Source organism: Flavobacterium sp. DG2-3, from assembly GCF_030730925.1.
Lineage (GTDB): Bacteria > Bacteroidota > Bacteroidia > Flavobacteriales > Flavobacteriaceae > Flavobacterium.
Map to the genome: position 1 here is coordinate 709358 of NZ_JAVAMB010000001.1, position 22139 is coordinate 731496.

A 22139-nucleotide genomic window follows, 5' to 3' on the forward strand; every position below is an offset into this window, starting at 1 on the left:
TGTTGTTTTTAATTCGTATTTAACGCACAAAAGTAGCGTTTTCTAATTTAATATAAGTACGCAAGATAGTGTTTAAGATTTTAAATGTTTGTTAATTAATAAACATTTCGATTTCTCGTTTTAGCAAGATGCCGTAACTTTACTTTTCAAACACTGCCTTATTCAATTGGTAGTAAAAATTCATAAAAAGTTACAGTATATGGCAACGAAATTATTTTCTCCTCTCACCATAAAAAAAATCACTTTAAAAAATAGAATCGCTATTTCGCCAATGTGCCAGTATTCGGCAATAGACGGATTTGCAAACGATTGGCATCTGGTTCATTTGGGCAGCCGTGCCACTGGAGGCGCTGGATTGATTATTCAGGAAGCTACTGCAGTTTCTCCAGAAGCTCGAATTTCGCCTTCCGATTTAGGTATTTGGAAAGACGAACATATCGAGAAGCTTAAACAAATCAACGCATTTATTGTTTCTCAAAACTCCATTCCTGGAATTCAATTAGCACACGCTGGCCGAAAAGCGAGTGTTTCGGCTCCTTGGTTGGGAAACAAAAAGTTAGATTTCGCTCAAGGCGGATGGCAAACCGTTGCGCCAAGTGCGATTCCATATCATGATAACGAACCGTTTTTGCCTGAAGCTTTAGATCAAAACGGAATTCAGAAAGTAATTTCAGATTTCAAAACTGCTACAAAAAGAGTAGTTGAAGCGGGTTATCAAGTGCTAGAAATTCATGCAGCTCATGGTTATTTGCTGCACCAATTTTTATCGCCTTTAACAAACGCACGAACGGATGAATATGGCGGAAGTTTTGAAAATAGAATTCGTTTTACTTTAGAAATTGTTGAAGCCGTGCAATCAGAATGGCCATCAGATTTACCGTTATTGGTTCGAATCTCGGCAACCGATTGGGCAGAAAATGGTTGGAATCCAGAAGAATCTGTGCAGCTTTCTAAAATATTAAAAGAAAAAGGAGTAGATTTAATCGATGTTTCGTCAGGCGGATTGGTTTCTCATCAAAAAATCACATTAGGACCAGGTTATCAGGTTCCTTTTGCAGAAAAAGTGAAGCAAGAAGCCAGCATTGCAACAGGCGCAGTCGGGTTAATTACAGAAGCGCGTCAGGCAGAAGAAATCTTAAATAAGAATCAGGCCGATTTGATTTTATTCGCCAGAGAATCTCTGAGAAACCCAAATTTGCCTTTGGACTTTGCTAAAGATTTAGGAGACGATATTCAATGGCCAAAACAATACGAAAGAGCTAAACTTTAATATTTTATTAGCCACGATTCACGAATTTATTTTAAAATTATAATTCGTGAATTCGTGGCGGAAAAAACAGACTCAGATGCAGAAAATTAAAACAGCATTATTATCATACGGAATGTCGGGAAAAGTTTTCCACGCTCCATTTTTAGATCTTCACGAAGGATTTGAATTATTAGGTTCTTGGGAAAGAAGCAAAAAATTAATCCAAGAAGATTATCCATACGTAAAAAGTTACGCTTCGCTAGATGAATTATTAAGCGATGATGTCGATTTAATAATTGTAAATACGCCCGTAGGAACGCATTACGAATATGCTAAAAAAGTGCTTTTGGCAGGAAAACATGCAGTGGTCGAAAAAGCTTTTACAACAACGGCTGCAGAAGCAAAAGAATTGGCAATAATTGCAAAAGAAAAAGGTTTGAAATTGGCCGTTTTCCAAAATAGAAGATGGGACAGCGATTTTAAAACCATTAAAAAAGTAATCGATGATGGCGTTTTAGGAGATTTAGTCGAAGCAGAATTTCATTTCGACAGATATAATCCACTTTTAAGTCCGAAAGCGCATAAAGAAACCGCAAATGATGGAGCAGGAGTTTTAAAAGATTTAGGTCCTCATATTATCGATCAGGCTATAAGTCTTTTTGGCTGTCCAAAAGCTGTTTTTGGAGACATTCGCGTAACCAGAGAAAATTCTGTTGTAGACGATTGGATCGATTTATCTTTGTTTTATTCTAATTTCAGAGTACGCCTAAAAGCTGGTTTTTTTGTGCGCGAAGCCCATCCAGCGTACACGATTCACGGTAGAAAAGGTTCTTTCTTAAAACCGCGTGGAGATGTTCAGGAAGACGATTTGAAAGTGGGTAAAAAGCCAAACCGAGAATCTTGGGGAACAGAAGACGAAAACCTTCAAGGACTTTTGCATACCGAAATTGACGGTAAAATTGTGAGAGAAAAAATTCCAACGCTTCAAGGCAATTATTTCAGTTTCTTCGATGGCGTTTATGATTCGATTGTAAACGATAAAAAAGAGCCCGTTACCGCAGATGAAGGCGTAAAAGTAATGCAGGTTATAGAAGCCGCAATTGCAAGTAATGCGCAACAGAAAGTAATAAGCATATCATAGAGATGCACATCTAAAAAGGTTAGTTTTTTTATTTTGTAAGCTTCGGAGAAGCGAAATATTTATAGCAGAGAATAAGATTACCATATTAAAGCTCCAGCGGAGCGATATATTTTTATAATCTATAATATATGTCGCTCCGCTGGAGCTTTTTTCATTTGTTTATTTGCTTAGAAACTTAGTAGCTTAGAGGCTTAGCATCTTAAAAAATTGTAATTTTAATAAACCGAATTCAACTGAAAACCTTTGAATTTATAAACAATAACGTTGTATATTGTGCATAACCTTAGGCTTTATGCACTTTAACAAGCGTTTTTAGTATTTTTGAACACATTCCAATACAAATTCAATATGCTGTTAAATTTTAACCCATTAGCGCTTTTTCAGACCAAAGCAAAAATCAAGAAAGTATTTAGAGAGGCTAAAGCTTCGTATTTAAATCGTATTCGTTTTGCTGTCGGAATGTTTTATTTCGGAATGGGTTTGAGTTTTGCCACATGGGCCAGCCGTATTCCAGATATCAAAACCACTTTGCATTTAACAGAAGGAGACTTGGGATCCATTTTGTTTGCGCTTCCTGTCGGACAGCTGATTGTGATGCCATTTTCAGGAAAAATGGTAACCAAATTCGGTAGCCATCGCATTCTAATTTTCTCTTTAATAATGTATGTTTTATGCTTAATCAATTTAGGTTTGGCAACAACATCATTGCAATTATCATTAGGATTGTTTCTGTTTGGAGTTTTCGGAAATCTGGCCAATATTGCAGTAAACACACAAGGCGTTTATACCGAAGTTTTGTTCAAAAAAACAATCATGTCCTCTTTTCATGGCATGTGGAGTTTTGCCGGATTTACTGGTGCGCTGGTAGGTTTAGGAATGTTAGCTTTAAAATTAAGTCCGCTGCATCATTTTATGATTGTAGCCGGAATTGTTTTATTAATGGTGGCTTTTAATTTCAAATTTTTAGTTAGAGCCAAAGAAAAAAAGAAACCGAAAGAGGAAGGGAAAAAACTATTTGTAAAACCAGATACCGCTTTGCTTTGGCTTGGCGTAATCGGATTTTGCAGTATGGCAAGCGAAGGTGTTATGTTTGACTGGAGCGGTGTTTATTTTAAAGACATTGTAAAAGCGCCTGGGCCGTTGGTTGTTTTAGGCTACACTTCTTTTATGATTATGATGGCCAGCGGCAGATTTTTGGGCGACGGCTTAATCAATAAATTTGGGCGCGAACGCGTTATGCAGATTAGCGGTGTCATGATTTCGGCGGGACTTTTTACAGCAGTTTTTCTTCCTTATATTATTCCGTGCACAATTGCCTTTATGTTTGTTGGTTTGGGCGTTGCAACCATTGTTCCTACTGTTTATAGTATTGCAGGGAAAAATCCAACCGTGCCAGCGGGCGAAGCTTTAACGATTGTTTCGAGCGTAAGTTTCTTAGGTTTCTTAATGGGACCGCCAGTAATTGGGCATATTGCACAAAGTTTCGGATTGCAGTTTTCTTTTGCCTTTATCGGAATTTTTGGGGTTTTGATTGCTTTTATGGTTTCTAAAATTAGAAGCTAATCCTAATTAAAATTTACTAGAATTTACTAAAACCTAAATAAATTTGTAAGAATTTATTTAGGTTTTAAATATTTTTGCTACATTTGAATTCAAGAAAGGCCTGAATTCTAAGCTTTCTTTTTTTCCAAAAACCAATTTTATCTTTTGAAGAATTATTTCAAAATAAATTGGATTTTTAATGGTAAAAAAATACGCAGTCTTCTTTATTGTATCGTTTTTCAATTTTGCTTTTTCGCAAAAAGAAATAACGGTGTCCGGAATTGTTATCGATGCTCGAACACAAAATCCGCTAGAAAATGTAGTGGTTACGATACAAAATACCGCCGTGATGCAGCTCACGTCAAAAACAGGGAAATTTGAACTTCATATATTTCCTAAAAAAGAACAATTGCTTTTATTGAGAAATCAAGGATATAAAGATTTCCTTTTAAAAGTGCTTTCCAATTCAGGACAAGATATAAATCTCGGAATTTTACAATTAGAAGATACCTATTCAGATGAAGTTCCAGCGGCATTGATTACACTGTCAGATAATGATTTTTCAGATGACAACAGTTCGTCTGAAATGACATCGGGACTTTTACAGTCTTCCAAAGATGCTTTCATGCAGGCATCGGCTTTCAATTGGGGACAGGCTCGATTTCGTGTTCGCGGTTTAGATAGTGAAAACGCCGTCACAATGCTCAACGGAATGCCAATGAATAAAATCTATGACGGCAGACCGCAATGGGGGAATTGGGGAGGTTTAAATAATGTGCTCCGAAATCAGGAATTTTCCGTTGGAACAGCGGCTTCCAATTATACTTTTGGAGGTATCCTGGGCACGCAGCAGATTTATATCCGTGCTTCTCTGTATCGAAAAGGAGCTTCACTAACTTTTTCTGGAAGCAATACCACTTATTTATGGAGGGCAATTGGCACTTATGCTTCTGGAATGAATGCTGATGGATGGGCTTTTGCCATTTCAGCTGGAAAGAGATGGACAGATGAAGGTTATTTTGAAGGTACAAATTTCGATGCCGATTCTTTTTTTCTTAGTGTAGAAAAGAAATTAAACAAAAAACATTCCATCAATTTTACAGGATTTTATACGCCAAATTCACGCGGAAAAAATTCCGCCAATACCACTGAGGTTACTGATTTAATGGGCGAAAAATACAATTCGTATTGGGGATTTCAGAATGGAGAAAAACGGAATGCTAGAGTAAAAAAGGTAGAAGAGCCACTATTTATGCTCAATCATTATTATAAAATTGATGATAAAAACAATCTGAATTCGGCTGTAATGTATCAGTTTGGAAAAGTAGGCAACAGCAATATTGATTATCAAAATGCTGACAGTCCAGATCCTGTTTATTACAGAAAAATGCCAAGCTATTTTAGTTCGCTTTACGCGAAAGATCAAGGCGAATTTTCGGGCGCGTTTACTCCAGATTATGAAAATGCCGAAAAAAACAAAATAGCTTTTTTAGCAAATCCGCAGATTAATTGGGGCGAAATGTATTTTGCCAATCAGAAGTTTGGTACAGACGGTTATATACCTACGCAAAGCCATTATGTGCTTTACGAAGATCGAACAGATGATCGTACTTTTGCAGCAAATTCAAATCTAAATTCACAGATTACGCCTAATATTTCTTTTGATGGAGGATTTACTTTTAAGAAATTAAAATCACATAATTTTCAATATTTATTAGATCTTCTTGGCGGAGCATATTTCGAAGATATTGATCCATTTTACAAAGGAAATCTTTCGCAGTCCGATTTGCTGCATCCAAATCGACAAGTCGGGAAAGGAGATGTTTACGGATATAATTATAATTTATTGGCCAGTACTTTAGATGTTTTTGCTCAGTTTAAATTTAATTACAACAAAACCGAATTCTTTTTGGCGCAATCTTATTCAATGTCAGATTATCAAAGAGAAGGATTATATCAAAACGGACTTTATCCGACTACTTCATTAGGAAAAAGCGAAAAGGTAAATTTTGAAAATTTTGGTTTCAAAGGCGGTTTCACTTATAAAATTTCAGGAAAACAATTGCTGTTTTTTAATGCTGCACATTTCACTAGAGCGCCTTCACTAAGAAATACATTTTCGAATGCACGTTTAAATAATAACCTAGTTGACGGAATCGAAAGCGAAAATATCACTAGTGCCGAGGCCAATTATGTATACCGTTCGGCAAAACTCAAATTACGTTTAACAGCTTATTATTCGGCAATTAGAAATGCTTCAAAAACTTCTTATTTCTATGCCGAAGGAATTTTTGACAATGGTTCTGGTTACGATCCAACAAACGCATTTGTCAGTCAGACTTTGACAAAATTGGATAAGAAAAATACAGGAGCCGAATTGAGTTTAGAATATCAGATTTCATCAACATTAAAAACTACTTTATCTGCCGCATTTGGGAATTATATTTATAGCAGCAATCCTGATGTGACAATTACAAACGATGCCAACAGAGCAAAAGAAGGCGCGCAAACCAACTTTGATTTCGGCCCAGCTTTTTTAAAGAATTATAAACAGCCAGGCACTCCGCAACAAGCCTATTCTTTTGGACTGGAATATCGTGACCCGAAGTTTTGGTGGCTTGGCGCTAATGTCAATTATTTGGCCGAAAGCTATATTGATGTTTCGCCGATTTCTAGAACTTCTCAATTTTATATTAATCCTGCCAATGGTTTTCCTTTTCCTGAAGCAACTTCCGAAAGAGGAAATGAATTATTGAAACAAGAAAAATTTAAGCCAATTCTATTGCTGAATTTTAGCGGAGGCAAATCTTGGCGCATTCATAAAAAATACGTCGGACTTTTTGCCAGTGTCAATAATGCTTTGGATTTAATGTATAAAACGGGCGGTTTTGAACAAGCAAGAAACGCCAATTTTAGAGCCCTAAATCAAGATATGTCTAGCGGAACACCATCGTTTGGGTCAAGATATTATTATGGTTACGGCCGAACCTACTTTCTAAATCTTACTGTTGGTTTATAAACTGAAAACTTATTCTTATGAAAAAACTAATTTTATTTTTTGCATTATCATTATTATACAGCTGCAGTCAAGAAGTGGAAGTTCCGCAATTAGCTTGCAATCAGCCCAATCTAGAGGTCAATAAAACGGTAGAAAAAGTTTATGAACTTTCGGGAACGACAGCGAAGCAGTATTTGTATGATGATGTAATAGAAGCTTATGTCGTTTCTAGCGATGAAGGGGGGAATTTTTTTAAAACAATCTCATTACAGACAAAAGCAACCCAAAAAGACCCTGCAATAGGTTTTAGTGTTCCTATTGATGCAACCAATACTTATATCGATTATCGTATAGGAAATAAAGTGTTTGTAAAACTTAAAAATCAATTTACAGATTTATACTATGGCGGTTTGAGAATCGGGAGTTTGTATGTGAGCAATGCCGGAGATCCAACAATTGGAAGAATTTCTCAAAACGAATACAAAAATGTTTTAAACGCTTCGTGTAAAAATATCGACGAAAATGAATTGGTAAAATCACTTTCTATAGAAGAAGCACTTTCAGATTCTAAACTCAATACTTTGATTGAATTAAATGATGTTGAGTTTACTGAAGCAGCATTGGGGCGTCATTATTTTGAAGAATCGAATAATATTGGAGGTTCGACTAATTGGTATTTGAGAGATAAAACAGGAAATCAGGTTATTTTTAGAACTAGCTCTTATGCGAAATTTGCAGATCATTCTGTGCCAGAAGGAAGCGGAAAAGTGAGAGGGATTTTAAGCAAATTTGGTTCAGATTATCAATTTATGGTTCGCTATGAAAGTGATATCGTGATGAACGGAAAAAGAAATACGCCATTTTTTTCAGAAGATTTTCAATCGGTTAAAAACAATGTGAATTTTTCGCTTCCGGGCTGGAGCAATATTGTAGAGAAAGCGACAAAATTGTGGAAAAGCATGGTGTATTCTGGAAATGGATATGCAGAATTTAACACCACAAGCACAACTGCAGCTGAGAATATTGCATGGCTTGTTTCTCCTAAAATTAATCTCACAGGATATAAAAATGCTGTTCTTTCGTTTAGAAGTGCACAGCATGATTTGAAAATAGACTCGCCTTTAAATACTTTGGAGGTATATGTTTCAACCAATTTTGACGGGGCAAGTGTCACTAAGGCAAAATGGACAAAATTGGAAGCAAAAGTGCCAACGCTTTCAACGCCTTCTCGCGAGTTTATCAGTTCTGGCGGAATCGATCTTTCTGCTTATTCTGGAAACATACATATTGCATTTAAATACATCGGATCTGGAAAAGACAAAACATTAAATGGCGCTTTTATGGTGGATGATGTTAAAATATTTGGAGAAAAGTAAAATGTTAATTTCTAAAAAGAAAAATAATGAGCTGATTTTTAAAGTATTATTGAAAAGTTTGTAGTTTTTGTATTTCAAATTGTTAAAATCTAATTGATTTTTGTATTTTGGTCATCCCAAATCAATACAAAAACAAATATGAGAACCTACTTTGTTGCCATCTTACTGATGGTGTCTCCTTTCTTGATGCACAGTCAAGACATCGTTAAACTAAAGCAGATTAACATTGTAAAAACAAATTACCAAAATTCTAAAGATGGTGAAATTGTTAATAAAACAATGGTTTTTAAAGATGGTAAAGTCCAAACAATAACGACTTCAGACGTTGTACAGCATTTCTACTACAACAAAAACGGGCTGCTAGACATGACCGTAAAGGATAAAGTTGGAAGTGACTGGAAAGAAGTAATCAACTATACTTACAATCCTGATAACAATATTACCAAATTTGTAAAAAAATATCAGGAAGGTCCAAATTATATTACCAAAACAGTTTCGTTTGTATATGAAGGTGCAAGGGTAAAAGTAACTACAAAAAAGAGTACTAATCATCAGAATCTAGTAGACGATATCGAATATCTTGTTGAAAACGGAATTATTGTAAGACGTACTTCACGTGATAGAAACAAAGCCATTATTGGAAAACTAGAATATGTATATGTTAACGATAATGTGTCGAGACATAAAGGTTTGGTTGGAGATAAAATCTCTAAAACATATACTTATGATGATAAAAAATCGGTTGATCAATTAATCGTTCAGAACCTTTTTGGTGATAACTACAAAGTAATCGTGCCTATGATTTCTTATCACGAAGAGGAATTTGAGTTTGAATCTATTTCTTATAATAACGAAATGAATTTCAGTCCATCATCAACAGCATTGGTTGCGGTGAGCAGAAAGTATAAATACAACAAACTAAATTATCCAATTTCTTGTTCTCAAATAGAAGAAAATGGAATTGTAAAAACGGAAAAAACGTTTATTTACGAATAAAGGTTTTAAACTTAGACCATTCAATTTAAAAGTGGAGCTTTGTTGGGTATATCTCAACAGGTTCCATTTTTTTTGCAGTTTATTTTCAATTGAATTTAGATATAAATGCAAAAACAAAATTGTATAATTGATTGTAGCAGACAAATGATTAAATTTGCAACTTATTCAAGACTATGTTAGAAAAAGAAGTTATAAATTTTGAGAGAACAGTAATCGTTGGTATTGTTACTCAGAATCAAAGTGAAGAAAAGCTAAATGAATATTTAGACGAATTGGAGTTTCTAACTTTTACCGCTGGCGGTGAAGTTATTAAACGCTTTTCGCAGAAAATGGAACGCCCTAATCCGAAGACTTTTGTTGGAACGGGGAAAATTGACGAAATCAATCTGTTTGTAGTAGAAAACAAAATATCGACTGTAATTTTTGATGATGAATTAACGCCATCACAGCAAAAAAACATTTCAAGAATTATTGACTGCAAAATTCTAGATAGAACCAACTTGATTCTGGACATTTTTGCACAAAGAGCCGAAACTTCTTATGCAAGAACACAGGTAGAATTGGCACAATGCCAATATTTACTACCAAGGCTTTCTGGTTTATGGACGCACCTTGAGCGTCAAAAAGGGGGTATCGGTATGCGTGGACCTGGAGAAACAGAGATTGAGACCGATAGACGTATTGTACGTGACAGAATTTCGTTGCTGAAAGATAAAATCAAAATAATTGATAAGCAAATGAGTATTCAACGAAGCAACCGTGGCGCTATGGTTCGTGTGGCTTTGGTTGGATATACGAATGTTGGAAAATCGACTTTGATGAATGCCATCGGAAAAAGTGATGTTTTTGTAGAGAACAAATTGTTTGCAACTTTAGATACAACAGTTCGAAAAGTAGTAATTAAAAATCTTCCTTTTTTGCTTTCAGATACGGTTGGATTTATTAGAAAATTGCCGACACAATTGGTTGATTCGTTTAAAAGTACATTAGATGAGGTTCGCGAAGCAGATTTGCTTTTGCATGTGGTAGATATTTCACATCCCGATTTTGAAGATCATATTGAGTCAGTAAACAAAACTTTGCAGGAAATAAAGAGCAACGATAAACCCACCATTATGGTTTTTAATAAAATCGATGCTTATAAATATCTTACCATTGATGAAGATGATTTAATTACAGAAAGAACCAGAAAACATTGGTCGCTTGACGAATGGAAACAAACTTGGATGAGTAATGTTGGAGAAGATAATGCATTGTTTATTTCGGCTAGAAACAAAGAAAATTTTGAAGAGTTTAGAGAAGTAGTTTATGAAGCGGTTCGCCAGATTCATATAACACGTTTTCCTTACAATAAATTTTTGTATCCAGATTATAAGGATGCTGTGGAAAAGGAAGAAGAATAAGATTTTAGATCAAATTTCCAAATTAGAAAATTCCAAATTCCAATTTTACATATTGTGAATTTATGTAATTATAATTAATTGCCTCTAGATTTATCTGGAGGTTTTTAGTTAAATAGGAAAAGGCTTTAGCCAAACTACTGAAGTTTGGGCTAAAGCCTTTTATTTTTATTGTTTCTTCCAAAGATAAATCTAGATAAAGCTTTGTGAACTTTGCATTTTTAAGCTAGCCTTTATAAAAAACTTTGCGCCCTTTGCGTTAAAATTTTTTAGTTTTTTTAAATTAAAATCCGAAATTAATTCCTAAACCAAATACTTCTCTGGTTTGGAAACCTTGAAAGGCATTGTCGTCATAAATGGCTTGAAACGATAAATTTGCCGATAGAAATTTATTTACTTTCATGACAATATTTAGAGAGTAGTCGATGTCGACATTTTGAGGATCTTCAAGATAGTTTGAATAAAGGTTTAGTGTATTTTCTGCAGTAACGTTGGTCATAATGGCAAGTTTGTAATATACAGAAGCATAGAAACCTAGTTCATAACGCATGCTTTTATTGGCATCTACGCCAAAATAGTCACCATCTACATAATCAATTCCAGAGGTGTAAGCATTATCTACAAAAGTGAATTTTGAGGTTAACGGAGCAAAGTTGAGTTTTAAATTGTCATCTTTCGTCCAATAAATACCGGGACCTGTGGTTAGGTAACCTGGCGACATGAATTTGGTGTTTTCGGTTCTAATTTCCTTACCATTTTCATCTTGGCCGTAAATATAACCAGTTGTAAATTGGGTTCTGAAATTTAGGAAATAAGAATAGTACCATTCTCCAAAAGCTCTTTTCCCAACTATAGAATTGAATTCGAGTCTGTCATCTGTCTTCTTTTCAAAATCAGCATTTTTGGTTTGCAGTAAACCGTAAGAGGCTAAAAGTTTGTTGTCCCAAGTGATGTCATCTTTTTTGTAATTGAAATCGTAATTGATTCCCAATGTTCCAGAAAAGCTGTCTTCACCTCCAGCAATCCAGTTATTAAAGCTGGACTGGTTTAATAAAAGCGAGACAATTCCTTTTGTTTTCCAGCCTTCTCCTTCTATAGTATCGTTAATTTTTTTTACTGCTTTTTCAGTGTTTTTAATTAACTCTTTTTCTGAATTTTGGGCTTGTACAAATGTGAAGTTTACTAAAATGAAAAGTAATAAAGTTAGCTTTCTCATGGTTTTTAGTTTAGAGTGTATAACCAAATATACTAAAAACCAATGGAAAGTTAAGGAATACGATGAGTTATTGCAGGTTATTTCTTAGATTCTTTATACAAAGGCACGGCAGAACAGGCTTCGCCGTACATAATACTTCTAGCAAAAGGCTGCAAATAGGTTGTAGCTAAAATATAGGCTCTCATAGGAACTGGTTTTCTAGAACAGCCTTTCACAATAACAGGTTTGCTTTGGTAAACAGAATAATCGATTTTGCTTAAGATTTCTTCGTAAAGGCTTGAGTCAAGATCTTCAATACTTCCGTTTACTACTTTTTTAGCAAATGGCGCTAAATGAACACTTACTAAGATTAAAGCCCAAGCCGGAATTATAGCATCTGTACTGCAATATACGGCCACATATTGATCCTGATATTGAGACCAATCATGATTTTTAAGATGCTCTCTAAAGTCTTTTTCTTTTAATAAAAAACCTTCCAAAAGCCATTGCGAAATGTCAATCTGCACACGAAATCCTTTTGGATAATAATCTTCCAAATCGAATACTTCTAATGCGCTGTTGGCAACTTTGTTGATGATTTCTTCCATGATTTTATAGTAGGCAGTGTTCAGTTTTTTAGTAATCAGTATTTCTGAATACTAAAAAACTGAACACTGAACACTTTTTATTAAAGCATTCCTAATTCTAATTTTGCTTCTTCGCTCATTAAATCTTTGCTCCAAGGCGGATCAAAAGTAATTTCAACATCTACATCTTTGATGTTTTCGATTGTTTTTACCTTTTCTTCAACTTCTCTTGGAAGACTTTCTGCAACTGGGCAGTTTGGTGAAGTTAATGTCATTAAGATTTTTACTTCGTAATCGGTGTTTACCATTACATCGTAAATTAATCCTAATTCGTAAATATCTACAGGAATCTCAGGATCGTAAATACCTTTTAAAACTCTTACGATTGATTCTCCTAATTCGTTTGTGTCTATTTCTTGTTCCATTTTATTTTTTGTTTTTTTACCATATAAGTTATATAAGTTCATTTAAATTACTTTGTGTTTTCCAAAGATCATTTAAGGATAATCTTAAATTTTCTTATATGCACTTATATGGTTAAATTTTTATTTTTTTAATCTTCGAGTAAGCGATATCGTCCGTTTACATATGTTTTTTGACCTTCATGATAAATATTTGTAATATTGAAATTTATCATTAATCCTATTGGAGACTCTAAAAGTTTCATATAAGACATTAATTTTGCAATATGTATTGGAATAATTTGGTCCACCGCTTTCAATTCTACAACCAAACAGTTTTCTATAAACAAATCACTTCTTAAATCTGATTCTAGTTCCAAACCTTTATATTCAACAGGAATCTTCAGTTCGGATTGAAATTTAATTCCTCTTAAAGTTAATTCTTTTATCATGCACTGATGATAAATACTTTCTAAAAGTCCTGCGCCAATTCTTTTATGAACTTCAATTGCTGCTCCATTAACTTGATAAATTAAATCAGTCAAATATTTCTTTGTAATCATTACTTTTTTTAGCAATATTACAAATAAAAAGAAAGATAAAACTTACTTTTTTGTTGCGGACATATAAGTGATATAAGAAATTTTTAAGTTATGCTTTTAAATGAACTTATATGGCTTATATGGTTTAATTTTTTCAATTTTTGTTTTTTGCATCAAAAGCCAAAGCGTACATTTTGATGTTTTTGATCATCGATACCAAGCCGTTTGCTCTTGTTGCCGATAAATGTTCTTTTAAACCGATTTCGTCAATAAAATCTGTGTCGGCTTCTAGAATATCCTTAGCTTTTTGGTTGGAGAAAGCGCGAATTAAAATCGCAATAATTCCTTTTGTCAAAATCGCATCACTGTCGGCAGTAAAAACTATGTTTCCATCTTTTTCTTCACCTTGCAACCAAACTTTAGACTGACAGCCTTTGATTAGATTCTCGTCGGTTTTGTATTCTTCTTTAATTAACGGAAGACTTTTTCCCAGTTCGATGATGTATTCATAACGCTGCATCCAATCGTCGAACATTGAAAATTCGTCTATTATTTCGTTTTGAATTTCTTTTATCGTCATAATTATTCTTTAGAAAAATCAACTAATAAATTTACTAGTTTTTCGATTTCTTTTGGAGGGAAACCATTGTCAAAACCTTGAGTTTCATATGTTTTTCCGTCTTTTATTATTTTTAAATTGCCAATTGCGGCACCATCATAAGTACGTTTGTCAGTTGGAGCTTTCAAAGAAGAAAGACCTTCTAAATTAACTTTTGAATAAGCAGAAACAATTTCGTTCCATTTTGCGTCATCAATATTGCTTTTTACAGCTTCACCGTTACGCTCTTTTGTAACAGAAACTGTTTTGTTTTCTACGGTTATCACTTTGTAATAACCTCTTGAAAGTGCAGAATATTCAATTTGAGTTGATGCCATATCTGCTTTTTTTTGACTGCAGCATCCGCCTGCGATAAAAACAGTTAAAAGTAATAATGATAGTATTCGCATAAGTTTATTTTTTAGCATAACATGGTTTGTGCTTTTTTCACAGCATCAACCATTAAATCAATTTCTTCTTTGGTATTGTAGAAAGAAAACGAAGCACGAATCGTTCCCGGAATGCAGAAGAAGTTCATGATTGGCTGAGCGCAATGATGCCCTGTTCTAACAGCAATTCCCAATTTATCTATAATAGAACCAACGTCATAAGGGTGAATTCCATCAATATTAAACGAAACTACAGAAGCTTTATTTTTTGTATTTCCGTAAATTCTAATGCCTTCAATTTCGTTAAGACGTTTTGTAGCATGTTCTAATAATTCATTTTCGTATTCATGAATTTTATCAAAACCAATTTCGTTCAAATAATCAATTGCCGTTCCTAAAACAATTCCGCCAGCAATATTTGGCGTTCCCGCTTCAAACTTATGAGGAAGATCTGCATAAGTTGTTTTTTCGAAAGTCACTTCTTTGATCATTTCGCCACCACCCTGATAAGGAGGAAGTTTGTTTAACCAATCTTCTTTTCCGTATAAAATTCCAGTTCCCGTTGGACCGCACATTTTATGACCCGAAAAAGCATAGAAATCACAATCTAATTCCTGAACGTCTGGTTTTAAATGCGGAACAGCCTGTGCACCGTCAATTAAAACAGCAGAACCAACAGCGTGCGCTTTATCAATAATATATTTTATTGGATTGATTACACCCAATGCATTTGAAATATGATTTACGGTTACGATTTTTGTTTTTTCAGAAAGTAAAGCATCAAATTCTGAAATAATTAATTCTCCGTTTTGATCAATTGGAATTACTCTTAAAACAGCACCTGTTTTTTCGCATAACATTTGCCAAGGCACAATGTTACTGTGATGTTCTAATGAAGAAACCACCACTTCATCGCCTGGTTTTAAAATAGAAGCAAAACCGTTTGCAACTAAGTTAATTCCGTGTGTTGTTCCCGAAGTAAAAAGCACTTCATGAGCATGTTTTGCATTGATATGATCTTTCACTTTTCCGCGTGAAATCTCATAAGCGTCAGTCGCTAACTGGCTCAAAGTGTGAACGCCACGGTGAATGTTGGCATTGATTTCGTTATAATATTTTACTTCCGCATCAATTACAACTTGTGGTTTTTGCGAAGTAGCTCCGTTGTCGAAATATACTAAAGGTTTTCCATTAACTTTTTGAGAAAGAATAGGAAAATCGGCTCTTATTTTTTGGATATCTAACATATTCTTATTTAGAAAAAATCTATTTACAAAAGTACTAAAACTAAATTTGTTTATACAGGAATTCTATAATTTCCTTTTATGGTGCCATCGATTGGAGAGCTAAATGTAGATTCCGTAAAAATCAAATCCCTTTTCTGAATTATCTGAAACAGAATTATAATTTGAGTTCTAAAAACGTGAACATAAATTATTTATATTGCATTAAAAATAAACTAATCATCATGAAAAAATTTCTCAAAGTACTTTTGCTTGCAGTAGTTCTTGCATTTTTGTATTTCGGATTTACAACTTATCCGAAGCTGGATTTAATTTCTGGTTTCTCGGCCAAAAGTGTTGCTTCTGGCCATTTTATAGATAATCGTCCGTTGGATCTGATTCAGAAAACAGACAATGATATCGATATGATTGATCTGGCAAAAAACTCAATTGATGATGCAGGGAAATTTGCCATTTCGTCTGTTTATGGATTGAAAGAGCGAAAAGCAATTTACCGTGAAGGATTAGGAGCGACTTTGATTAATGATAATTTTGATATTTCGAAACCGTATTTACTTCCAAAAAGAACCAAATTAGAAAACAATCTTCCTTTTCCGTACGGAAATAACGAACCAAAAGATACTGCTTTTTCGAATGTTGATTATTCCAAATTAAAAAAAGCGGTTGATAATGCTTTCGATAAAACGGGAGGAAGAATTAAAAGAACGCGTGCCGTTGTAGTTTTATATAAAGACAAACTGATTGCCGAAAAATACGATACTGGATTTAATAAAGACAGTAAAATTTTAGGTTGGTCTATGACAAAAAGTATCACAAGTTCTGCTTTTGGGGTTTTGGCAAAACAAGGTAAAATTGATATTTATAAACCAGCTCCAGTCGAAGAATGGAAAAATGATGAACGTAAAAATATTACGTTGAATGATTTGCTTCACATGAATTCTGGTTTAGAATGGGAAGAAAATTACAGCACAATCTGTGATGCTACAAAAATGCTTTTTCAAGCGGAAGATATGGGGAAAGTGCAATTAGAAAAACCGGCACAATTTAAACCCAACACGCATTGGAATTATTCTTCTGGAACTACCAATTTATTATCGCTGATTTTAAGACAACAATTTAAAACGCAGCAAGAATATCTTGATTTTTGGTACAGCGCCGTAATCGACAAAATCGGAATGAACTCAATGATTGTAGAGCAGGATATGTCGGGAACTTTTGTTGGTTCGTCTTACGGATGGGCAACACCGCGTGACTGGTCAAAATTTGGATTATTATATCTTCATAAAGGAAACTGGAACGGCGAACAAATCTTAGACGAAAGTTGGGTAAAATACACTGCAACTCCAACCAATACTTCTGAAGGAAAATATGGCGCTCAGTTCTGGTTAAACGCTGGAGGAAAATTTCCAGATGTTCCTCGTGACATGTTTTATTGCAGTGGTTATCAAGGACAAATGGTGGCTATTATTCCGTCTCTCGATATGGTGATTGTGAGAATGGGAGTGAGAGAAGAAGAACCAGGATTTGATTTTAATGGATTTTTGAAGGATGTTATAGATAGTTTGAAGAAATAAATAAAAGATATGATAGATGAAATTAAAAAGTCAATTAATTCAATTTTTGAAGAAAGAGTTTCTAGCCCTTTTTATGGAACATTGATCACTTCTTGGCTAATTTGGAATTGGAAAATAGTCTATTTAACTTTTTTTGTTGATCAAGATAAGCTGAAAGGTACTAAGATAGATTTCATAATGAATAACTATAATGATATATGGGATCTAATTTATTTTCCATTAATTTCAACAGTTATTTTATTGACGGTTATTCCATTTTTGACAAATGGCGCATATTGGCTAGATTTGAAATTTACGACGTGGAGAATTAATCAGAAAAATGATATCGAAGGAAAAAAACTTTTGACTTTGGAACAGTCGATAAAACTTCGTTCAGATTTACGAGAATTAGAAGAGAATTTTGAAAAACTGTTGGAAAGAAAAAATGGAGAAATTCAGTTATTACAGAATCAATTGAATGAATTAAATAATTCAAAAACAAAGCAAGATATTATTGATTTTAATGGAGAAGAAACAGCTTCAGGCGATTATAAGGCGTTGATTGAGAAAAATTTAATTGAAGATTTTGTAAAGTGCTACAAGGTTTTTTACAATGGAGCTTCACCATTTCCTGAAGATATTGCTGAAGAAAAAAGAGAATTCTTTATTGTTAATGGTTATTTTAGAAGTAGTGGTTCTAAATATTTTGTTATTACGGAAAAAGCAAGAAATATATATGCAGAAATATTTAATAGAAATTACGTAGTAAATTAATTGATAAAAAAAAGCTTTCCAAATTGAGGAAAGCTTTTCTTTTTTACAAATCAAATCCTAAATTCACGCCCAATTTCATGGCAATGATTTTAGTAATTCTTTGTTTTAATTCTGGTATTTTGATGCTTTCGATAACGGCATTTGAGAATGCGTACATCAATAAAGCTTTAGCTTCTTTTTTCGGGATTCCGCGAGACTGCATATAGAACATTGCTGTTTCATCAAGCTGTCCAACAGTACATCCGTGAGAACATTTTACGTCGTCGGCAAAAATCTCTAACTGTGGTTTTGCGTTGATCGTTGCTTTGTCGCTCAATAAAATGTTGTTGCTTTTTTGGAAAGCATTTGTTTTTTGAGCTTCCTTTTCTACCAAAACTTTCCCGTTGAAAACTCCAGTCGAACGATCAGAGAATATTCCTTTGTAATCTTGGAAACTTTCACAGTTTGGCTGTGCGTGGTTTACCAATGTATAATGGTCAACATGTTGTTTGTCATTTAAGATCGAAATTCCGTTAAGCGTACTTGTTAATCTTTCTCCGAAATGGTAGAAGTTTAAGTTGTTACGGGTAAGATTTCCTCCAAATGAGAAAGTATGAACAGAAGCATGGCTTTCCTGTTGTTGAGAAACGTAAGTATTGTCGATTAAATTCGCTTCGCTGTTATCGTTTTGAATTTTGTAATAATCAACAATAGCACGTTTTTGAGCGAAAATTTCCGTGACAGAATTTGTTAAAACCGGATTTTCATTCAAACTTTGGTGGCGCTCAATAATTTGAACATGTGAATTTTCACCCACAATAACCAAATTTCTAGGCTGTACCATTAAAGCAGCTTCATTTCCAGTTGAAAAATACATAATCTCAATTGGTTTATCAGCGACTTTCTTTTTTGGAATATTGATAAAAGCACCTTCAATCGCAAAAGCAGTATTCAATGAAGTCAAACTGTCATCTTTGCTTGCAATTTGATTAAAGTAGGTATCAATAACCATTTTATATTTTGGTTTGGTCAATGCTGAAGACATTAAACAAACATCGATTCCGTCATGTGTTGTAGAAGACAAATGCGAACTGAAAACACCATCAATAAAAACTAATTTATAAGTGTCAATTTCGTGTAAAAAGTATTTTTTTACCTGATTAAATTCGATTGCATTTTCCTGCTTAGGAAAAACCGTAAAGTCATTTTTTAAGATGGCGTTTAACGATGTATATTTCCAAGCTTCTTCTTTTTTGGTTGGGAAACCTTTATTTTCAAAGTTTTTTATAGCCGTTGTACGTATGTCATGCAAATCTGAATGCACATCTACACGCTCTTCAAAAGCCATAAAAGACGATACTAATTTTTCTTTTAAATCCATTTTCTTAGTTATGAGTTATGAGTTATAAGTTATGAGTTTTGCAAACTGTAAACTATAACTGTAAACTAGTTCTCTGCTTTGATCCAGTCGTATCCTTTTTCTTCTAATTCGTAAGCCAATTCTTTTCCACCAGATTTTACGATTCTTCCATTATATAATACGTGAACGAAATCAGGAACGATATAATCTAACAAACGTTGGTAGTGCGTAATAACGATAATAGCGTTTTTGTCGCTTTTTAATTTGTTTACGCCATTTGCAACAATTCTTAAAGCATCGATATCAAGACCAGAATCGGTTTCGTCAAGAATAGCCAATTTTGGCTCTAACATTGCCATTTGGAAAATCTCGTTTCTCTTTTTCTCTCCTCCAGAAAAACCTTCGTTAAGAGAACGAGATAAAAATTTACGATCGATTTCTAACAATTCAGATTTCTCACGAATCACTTTCAACATTTCGTTAGCTGGCATTTCTTCCTGTCCGTTTGCTTTACGAGTTTCGTTAATCGCTGTTTTCATAAAGTTAGTTACGCTAACTCCAGGAATTTCTACTGGATACTGAAACGAAAGGAAAACACCTTTGTGCGCTCTTTCTTCTGGAGCCAAATCAGCAAGATCTTCTCCGTCAAGAATTACCTCTCCGTCTGTAACTTCGTAGTTTTCGTTTCCTGCAATAACAGCAGAAAGTGTACTTTTTCCAGAACCGTTTGGTCCCATGATAGCGTGAACTTCTCCCGCTTTAACTTCAATATTGATTCCTTTAAGGATTTCTTTATCACCAATCGCGGCGTGAAGGTTTTTTATACTTAACATTTGTATTTATTTTATTCGTAATGTCCTTTCATCGAAAGGATATCTAATATTTCAATTGTTTCTTCTTCGGTAACTCTGTAAATTAATCTGTGCTCTTGATTTATTCTTCTGGACCATTTTCCTGAAAGCTGATATTTCAAAGGTTCTGGTTTTCCAATTCCTTCATAAGGATGAAGTAAAATGTCTTCAATCAAGGCTGTAATCTTATTCATGACCGCTTTATTTCCAGATTTTTTCCAATATTCTCTGTCTTTTTGAGCTTTTTCAGAATAAATTACTTCCACAAATCTTCTGTTTTTATTTTAATTCCTTTCCCGTCTTTTATGCTCTTTTCAGCGTCTAAAATTTCTTTTACAAATTCGGGATTATATGGTTTTTCTACTTCTTCAACAATTTCGAAACCAAGAGATTTTGCGAGTGATTTAAAAATCGGAAAATCTTTCTTATTTACATTTTTTAAAAGTATATCCATAATGTTTTGTTTTTATTAACCTACAGAACCTTCAAGAGAAATCTCTAATAATTTCTGAGCTTCAACTGCAAATTCCATTGGAAGTTTGTTCAAGACATCTTTACTGAAACCGTTTACAATTAAGGCAATCGCTTTTTCAGTCGGGATACCTCTTTGGTTGCAATAGAAAACTTGATCTTCTCCAATTTTACTTGTTGTTGCTTCGTGCTCAATTTTAGCTGATGGATTTTTACTTTCGATATAAGGGAAAGTATGCGCTCCACAGTTATTACCCATTAAAAGAGAATCACATTGAGAAAAGTTTCTTGCATTTTCTGCTCTTGGAGAAATTTGCACTAAACCACGGTAGCTGTTTTGTGATTTTCCAGCCGAAATACCTTTAGAAATAATAGTCGATTTAGTGTTTTTTCCTAAATGGATCATTTTTGTTCCAGTATCAGCTTGTTGGAAGTTATTAGTAACAGCAATTGAATAAAATTCTCCTACTGAATTATCTCCTTTAAGTACGCAAGAAGGATATTTCCAAGTTACAGCAGAACCTGTTTCAACTTGTGTCCAAGAAATTTTAGCGTTTGTTTCGCATAAACCTCTTTTAGTTACAAAATTGAAAACTCCACCTTTTCCTTCTTTGTTTCCTGGAAACCAGTTTTGAACGGTAGAATATTTAATTTCAGCATCATCCAAAGCGATTAATTCAACTACAGCAGCGTGTAATTGGTTTTCGTCACGACTTGGAGCTGTACATCCTTCAAGGTAAGAAACGTAGCTTCCTTCATCAGCAATAACCAAAGTTCTTTCGAATTGTCCAGTTCCTGCTTGATTGATTCTGAAATATGTTGAAAGCTCCATCGGGCATTTCACGCCTTTTGGAATGTAGCAGAAACTTCCGTCAGAGAAAACAGCTGAGTTTAAAGCAGCGTAGAAGTTATCTTTCTGAGGAACAACTGTACCTAAATATTTTTTAACTAATTCTGGATGCTCTTTGATAGCCTCAGAAATCGGACAGAAAATAATTCCTTTTTCTGCCAAAGTTTTCTTGAAAGTTGTAGCTACAGAAACTGAGTCGACTACAATATCCATTGCGATATTGTTCATCTTTTTTTGTTCGTCTACAGAGATTCCCAATTTTTTGTACATTTCTAATAATTCTGGATCAACATCATCCAAAGTTTTATTAGGATCTACTTGTTTTGGAGCAGAATAATACGAAATAGCCTGAAAATCTGGTTTTTCGTATTGAACATTTGCCCATTCTGGTTCGATCATTTCCTTCCATGCGCGGAAAGCTTCAATACGCCAGTCGGTCATCCACTCTGGCTCTTCTTTTTTAAGAGAAATAGCTCTAACGATATCTTCGTTTAAGCCCACAGGAAATGTTTCAGACTCTATATTGGTATAAAATCCGTATTCGTATTCTTTAGTTTCCAGTTCGATTTTTAAATCGTCTTCGGTGTATTTGCTCATTATTTTATTTAATATCAAGTAAAAATTAAATTTCTACTTTACGATT

General features: G+C 34.1%; 21 protein-coding genes. 9 read left to right on the top strand and 12 right to left on the bottom strand.

Annotated elements, in window-relative coordinates; translation table 11 throughout:
* Positions 1-199: 199 nt before the first annotated feature.
* The 7 genes from Q9Q97_RS03070 (at position 200) to hflX (ending at position 10705) form a co-directional block, all read left to right on the top strand.
* Complete coding sequence (locus Q9Q97_RS03070; RefSeq protein WP_306154462.1) at positions 200-1270, top strand: NADH:flavin oxidoreductase/NADH oxidase; 1071 nt, start codon at positions 200-202, stop codon at positions 1268-1270.
* Positions 1271-1346: 76 nt separating this feature from the next.
* Positions 1347-2390 carry a Gfo/Idh/MocA family oxidoreductase gene (locus tag Q9Q97_RS03075; protein ID WP_306154464.1) on the top strand — a complete coding sequence of 348 codons (1044 nt, stop codon included), beginning with the start codon at positions 1347-1349 and terminating at the stop codon, positions 2388-2390.
* A 348-nt stretch (positions 2391-2738) separates the two neighbouring features.
* The gene (locus tag Q9Q97_RS03080) at positions 2739-3953 is read left to right on the top strand and encodes an MFS transporter (RefSeq protein ID WP_306154467.1); all 1215 of its coding nucleotides are present in this window, start codon (positions 2739-2741) and stop codon (positions 3951-3953) included.
* Positions 3954-4131: 178 nt separating this feature from the next.
* Positions 4132-6951 carry a carboxypeptidase-like regulatory domain-containing protein gene (locus Q9Q97_RS03085; RefSeq protein ID WP_306154469.1) on the top strand — a complete coding sequence of 940 codons (2820 nt, stop codon included), beginning with the start codon at positions 4132-4134 and terminating at the stop codon, positions 6949-6951.
* A gap of 17 nt (positions 6952-6968) precedes the next feature.
* Positions 6969-8306: a DUF5689 domain-containing protein gene (locus Q9Q97_RS03090; protein WP_306154471.1), complete on the top strand. Its 1338-nt coding sequence runs from the start codon at positions 6969-6971 to the stop codon at positions 8304-8306.
* A 138-nt stretch (positions 8307-8444) separates the two neighbouring features.
* Positions 8445-9302, top strand: coding sequence for a hypothetical protein (locus Q9Q97_RS03095; protein ID WP_306154473.1), 858 nt, complete (start codon positions 8445-8447; stop codon positions 9300-9302).
* A gap of 173 nt (positions 9303-9475) precedes the next feature.
* Entirely contained in the window at positions 9476-10705 is a 1230-nt protein-coding gene (hflX, locus tag Q9Q97_RS03100; RefSeq protein ID WP_306154475.1) for a GTPase HflX, read from the top strand.
* 280 nt (positions 10706-10985) lie between these two features.
* Here hflX and Q9Q97_RS03105 read toward each other — a convergent pair whose 3' ends face one another.
* From Q9Q97_RS03105 to Q9Q97_RS03135, 7 genes are all read right to left on the bottom strand, one after another.
* A complete protein-coding gene (locus Q9Q97_RS03105) occupies positions 10986-11918 on the bottom strand; it encodes a DUF3078 domain-containing protein (RefSeq protein ID WP_306154476.1) in 933 nt (310 codons plus the stop codon).
* Positions 11919-11995: 77 nt separating this feature from the next.
* Complete coding sequence (locus tag Q9Q97_RS03110; protein ID WP_306154477.1) at positions 11996-12505, bottom strand: DUF2480 family protein; 510 nt, start codon at positions 12503-12505, stop codon at positions 11996-11998.
* An 80-nt stretch (positions 12506-12585) separates the two neighbouring features.
* Entirely contained in the window at positions 12586-12909 is a 324-nt protein-coding gene (locus Q9Q97_RS03115) for an SUF system Fe-S cluster assembly protein (RefSeq protein ID WP_012023258.1), read from the bottom strand.
* Between the two features lie 128 nt (positions 12910-13037).
* Positions 13038-13448, bottom strand: coding sequence for a GxxExxY protein (locus Q9Q97_RS03120; protein ID WP_306154481.1), 411 nt, complete (start codon positions 13446-13448; stop codon positions 13038-13040).
* Between the two features lie 133 nt (positions 13449-13581).
* Complete coding sequence (locus Q9Q97_RS03125) at positions 13582-14007, bottom strand: SufE family protein (protein ID WP_306154483.1); 426 nt, start codon at positions 14005-14007, stop codon at positions 13582-13584.
* Positions 14008-14009: 2 nt separating this feature from the next.
* Positions 14010-14435, bottom strand: a complete 426-nt coding sequence (locus Q9Q97_RS03130) for a hypothetical protein (RefSeq protein WP_306154485.1) — start codon at positions 14433-14435, stop codon at positions 14010-14012.
* 11 nt (positions 14436-14446) lie between these two features.
* Positions 14447-15661 carry an aminotransferase class V-fold PLP-dependent enzyme gene (locus Q9Q97_RS03135; protein ID WP_306154487.1) on the bottom strand — a complete coding sequence of 405 codons (1215 nt, stop codon included), beginning with the start codon at positions 15659-15661 and terminating at the stop codon, positions 14447-14449.
* Positions 15662-15882: 221 nt separating this feature from the next.
* Here Q9Q97_RS03135 and Q9Q97_RS03140 point away from each other — a divergent pair, with 221 nt between their 5' ends.
* Together Q9Q97_RS03140 and Q9Q97_RS03145 are read left to right on the top strand one after the other, a co-directional pair.
* Positions 15883-17232, top strand: a complete 1350-nt coding sequence (locus Q9Q97_RS03140; protein ID WP_306154489.1) for a serine hydrolase — start codon at positions 15883-15885, stop codon at positions 17230-17232.
* Positions 17233-17241: 9 nt separating this feature from the next.
* A complete protein-coding gene (locus Q9Q97_RS03145) occupies positions 17242-17985 on the top strand; it encodes a hypothetical protein (RefSeq protein WP_306154491.1) in 744 nt (247 codons plus the stop codon).
* A 43-nt stretch (positions 17986-18028) separates the two neighbouring features.
* Here Q9Q97_RS03145 and sufD read toward each other — a convergent pair whose 3' ends face one another.
* The 5 genes from sufD to sufB form a co-directional block, all read right to left on the bottom strand.
* A complete protein-coding gene (gene sufD, locus Q9Q97_RS03150; RefSeq protein ID WP_306154493.1) occupies positions 18029-19345 on the bottom strand; it encodes a Fe-S cluster assembly protein SufD in 1317 nt (438 codons plus the stop codon).
* A gap of 65 nt (positions 19346-19410) precedes the next feature.
* The gene (gene sufC / locus Q9Q97_RS03155; protein ID WP_008466070.1) at positions 19411-20157 is read right to left on the bottom strand and encodes a Fe-S cluster assembly ATPase SufC; all 747 of its coding nucleotides are present in this window, start codon (positions 20155-20157) and stop codon (positions 19411-19413) included.
* An 11-nt stretch (positions 20158-20168) separates the two neighbouring features.
* Complete coding sequence (locus Q9Q97_RS03160) at positions 20169-20441, bottom strand: Txe/YoeB family addiction module toxin (RefSeq protein ID WP_306154496.1); 273 nt, start codon at positions 20439-20441, stop codon at positions 20169-20171.
* Entirely contained in the window at positions 20432-20629 is a 198-nt protein-coding gene (locus Q9Q97_RS03165; protein ID WP_306154498.1) for a DUF2683 family protein, read from the bottom strand. Before Q9Q97_RS03165 ends, Q9Q97_RS03160 begins: the two co-directional genes overlap by 10 nt.
* Positions 20630-20644: 15 nt before the next feature.
* The gene (sufB, locus tag Q9Q97_RS03170; RefSeq protein WP_306154500.1) at positions 20645-22093 is read right to left on the bottom strand and encodes a Fe-S cluster assembly protein SufB; all 1449 of its coding nucleotides are present in this window, start codon (positions 22091-22093) and stop codon (positions 20645-20647) included.
* Between the last annotated feature and the right edge of the window lie 46 nt (positions 22094-22139).

Excerpts from the sequence above, each read along its gene's own strand:
- Q9Q97_RS03070 (WP_306154462.1), top strand. The coding sequence starts at position 200 with ATGGCAACGAAATTATTTTCTCCTCTCACCATAAAAAAAATCACTTTA.
- Q9Q97_RS03075 (WP_306154464.1), top strand. The coding sequence starts at position 1,347 with ATGCAGAAAATTAAAACAGCATTATTATCATACGGAATGTCGGGAAAA.
- Q9Q97_RS03080 (WP_306154467.1), top strand. The coding sequence starts at position 2,739 with ATGCTGTTAAATTTTAACCCATTAGCGCTTTTTCAGACCAAAGCAAAA.
- Q9Q97_RS03085 (WP_306154469.1), top strand. The coding sequence starts at position 4,132 with ATGGTAAAAAAATACGCAGTCTTCTTTATTGTATCGTTTTTCAATTTT.
- Q9Q97_RS03090 (WP_306154471.1), top strand. The coding sequence starts at position 6,969 with ATGAAAAAACTAATTTTATTTTTTGCATTATCATTATTATACAGCTGC.
- Q9Q97_RS03095 (WP_306154473.1), top strand. The coding sequence starts at position 8,445 with ATGAGAACCTACTTTGTTGCCATCTTACTGATGGTGTCTCCTTTCTTG.
- hflX (WP_306154475.1), top strand. The coding sequence starts at position 9,476 with ATGTTAGAAAAAGAAGTTATAAATTTTGAGAGAACAGTAATCGTTGGT.
- Q9Q97_RS03105 (WP_306154476.1), bottom strand. The coding sequence starts at position 11,918 with ATGAGAAAGCTAACTTTATTACTTTTCATTTTAGTAAACTTCACATTT.
- Q9Q97_RS03110 (WP_306154477.1), bottom strand. The coding sequence starts at position 12,505 with ATGGAAGAAATCATCAACAAAGTTGCCAACAGCGCATTAGAAGTATTC.
- Q9Q97_RS03115 (WP_012023258.1), bottom strand. The coding sequence starts at position 12,909 with ATGGAACAAGAAATAGACACAAACGAATTAGGAGAATCAATCGTAAGA.
- Q9Q97_RS03120 (WP_306154481.1), bottom strand. The coding sequence starts at position 13,448 with ATGATTACAAAGAAATATTTGACTGATTTAATTTATCAAGTTAATGGA.
- Q9Q97_RS03125 (WP_306154483.1), bottom strand. The coding sequence starts at position 14,007 with ATGACGATAAAAGAAATTCAAAACGAAATAATAGACGAATTTTCAATG.
- Q9Q97_RS03130 (WP_306154485.1), bottom strand. The coding sequence starts at position 14,435 with ATGCGAATACTATCATTATTACTTTTAACTGTTTTTATCGCAGGCGGA.
- Q9Q97_RS03135 (WP_306154487.1), bottom strand. The coding sequence starts at position 15,661 with ATGTTAGATATCCAAAAAATAAGAGCCGATTTTCCTATTCTTTCTCAA.
- Q9Q97_RS03140 (WP_306154489.1), top strand. The coding sequence starts at position 15,883 with ATGAAAAAATTTCTCAAAGTACTTTTGCTTGCAGTAGTTCTTGCATTT.
- Q9Q97_RS03145 (WP_306154491.1), top strand. The coding sequence starts at position 17,242 with ATGATAGATGAAATTAAAAAGTCAATTAATTCAATTTTTGAAGAAAGA.
- sufD (WP_306154493.1), bottom strand. The coding sequence starts at position 19,345 with ATGGATTTAAAAGAAAAATTAGTATCGTCTTTTATGGCTTTTGAAGAG.
- sufC (WP_008466070.1), bottom strand. The coding sequence starts at position 20,157 with ATGTTAAGTATAAAAAACCTTCACGCCGCGATTGGTGATAAAGAAATC.
- Q9Q97_RS03165 (WP_306154498.1), bottom strand. The coding sequence starts at position 20,629 with ATGGATATACTTTTAAAAAATGTAAATAAGAAAGATTTTCCGATTTTT.
- sufB (WP_306154500.1), bottom strand. The coding sequence starts at position 22,093 with ATGAGCAAATACACCGAAGACGATTTAAAAATCGAACTGGAAACTAAA.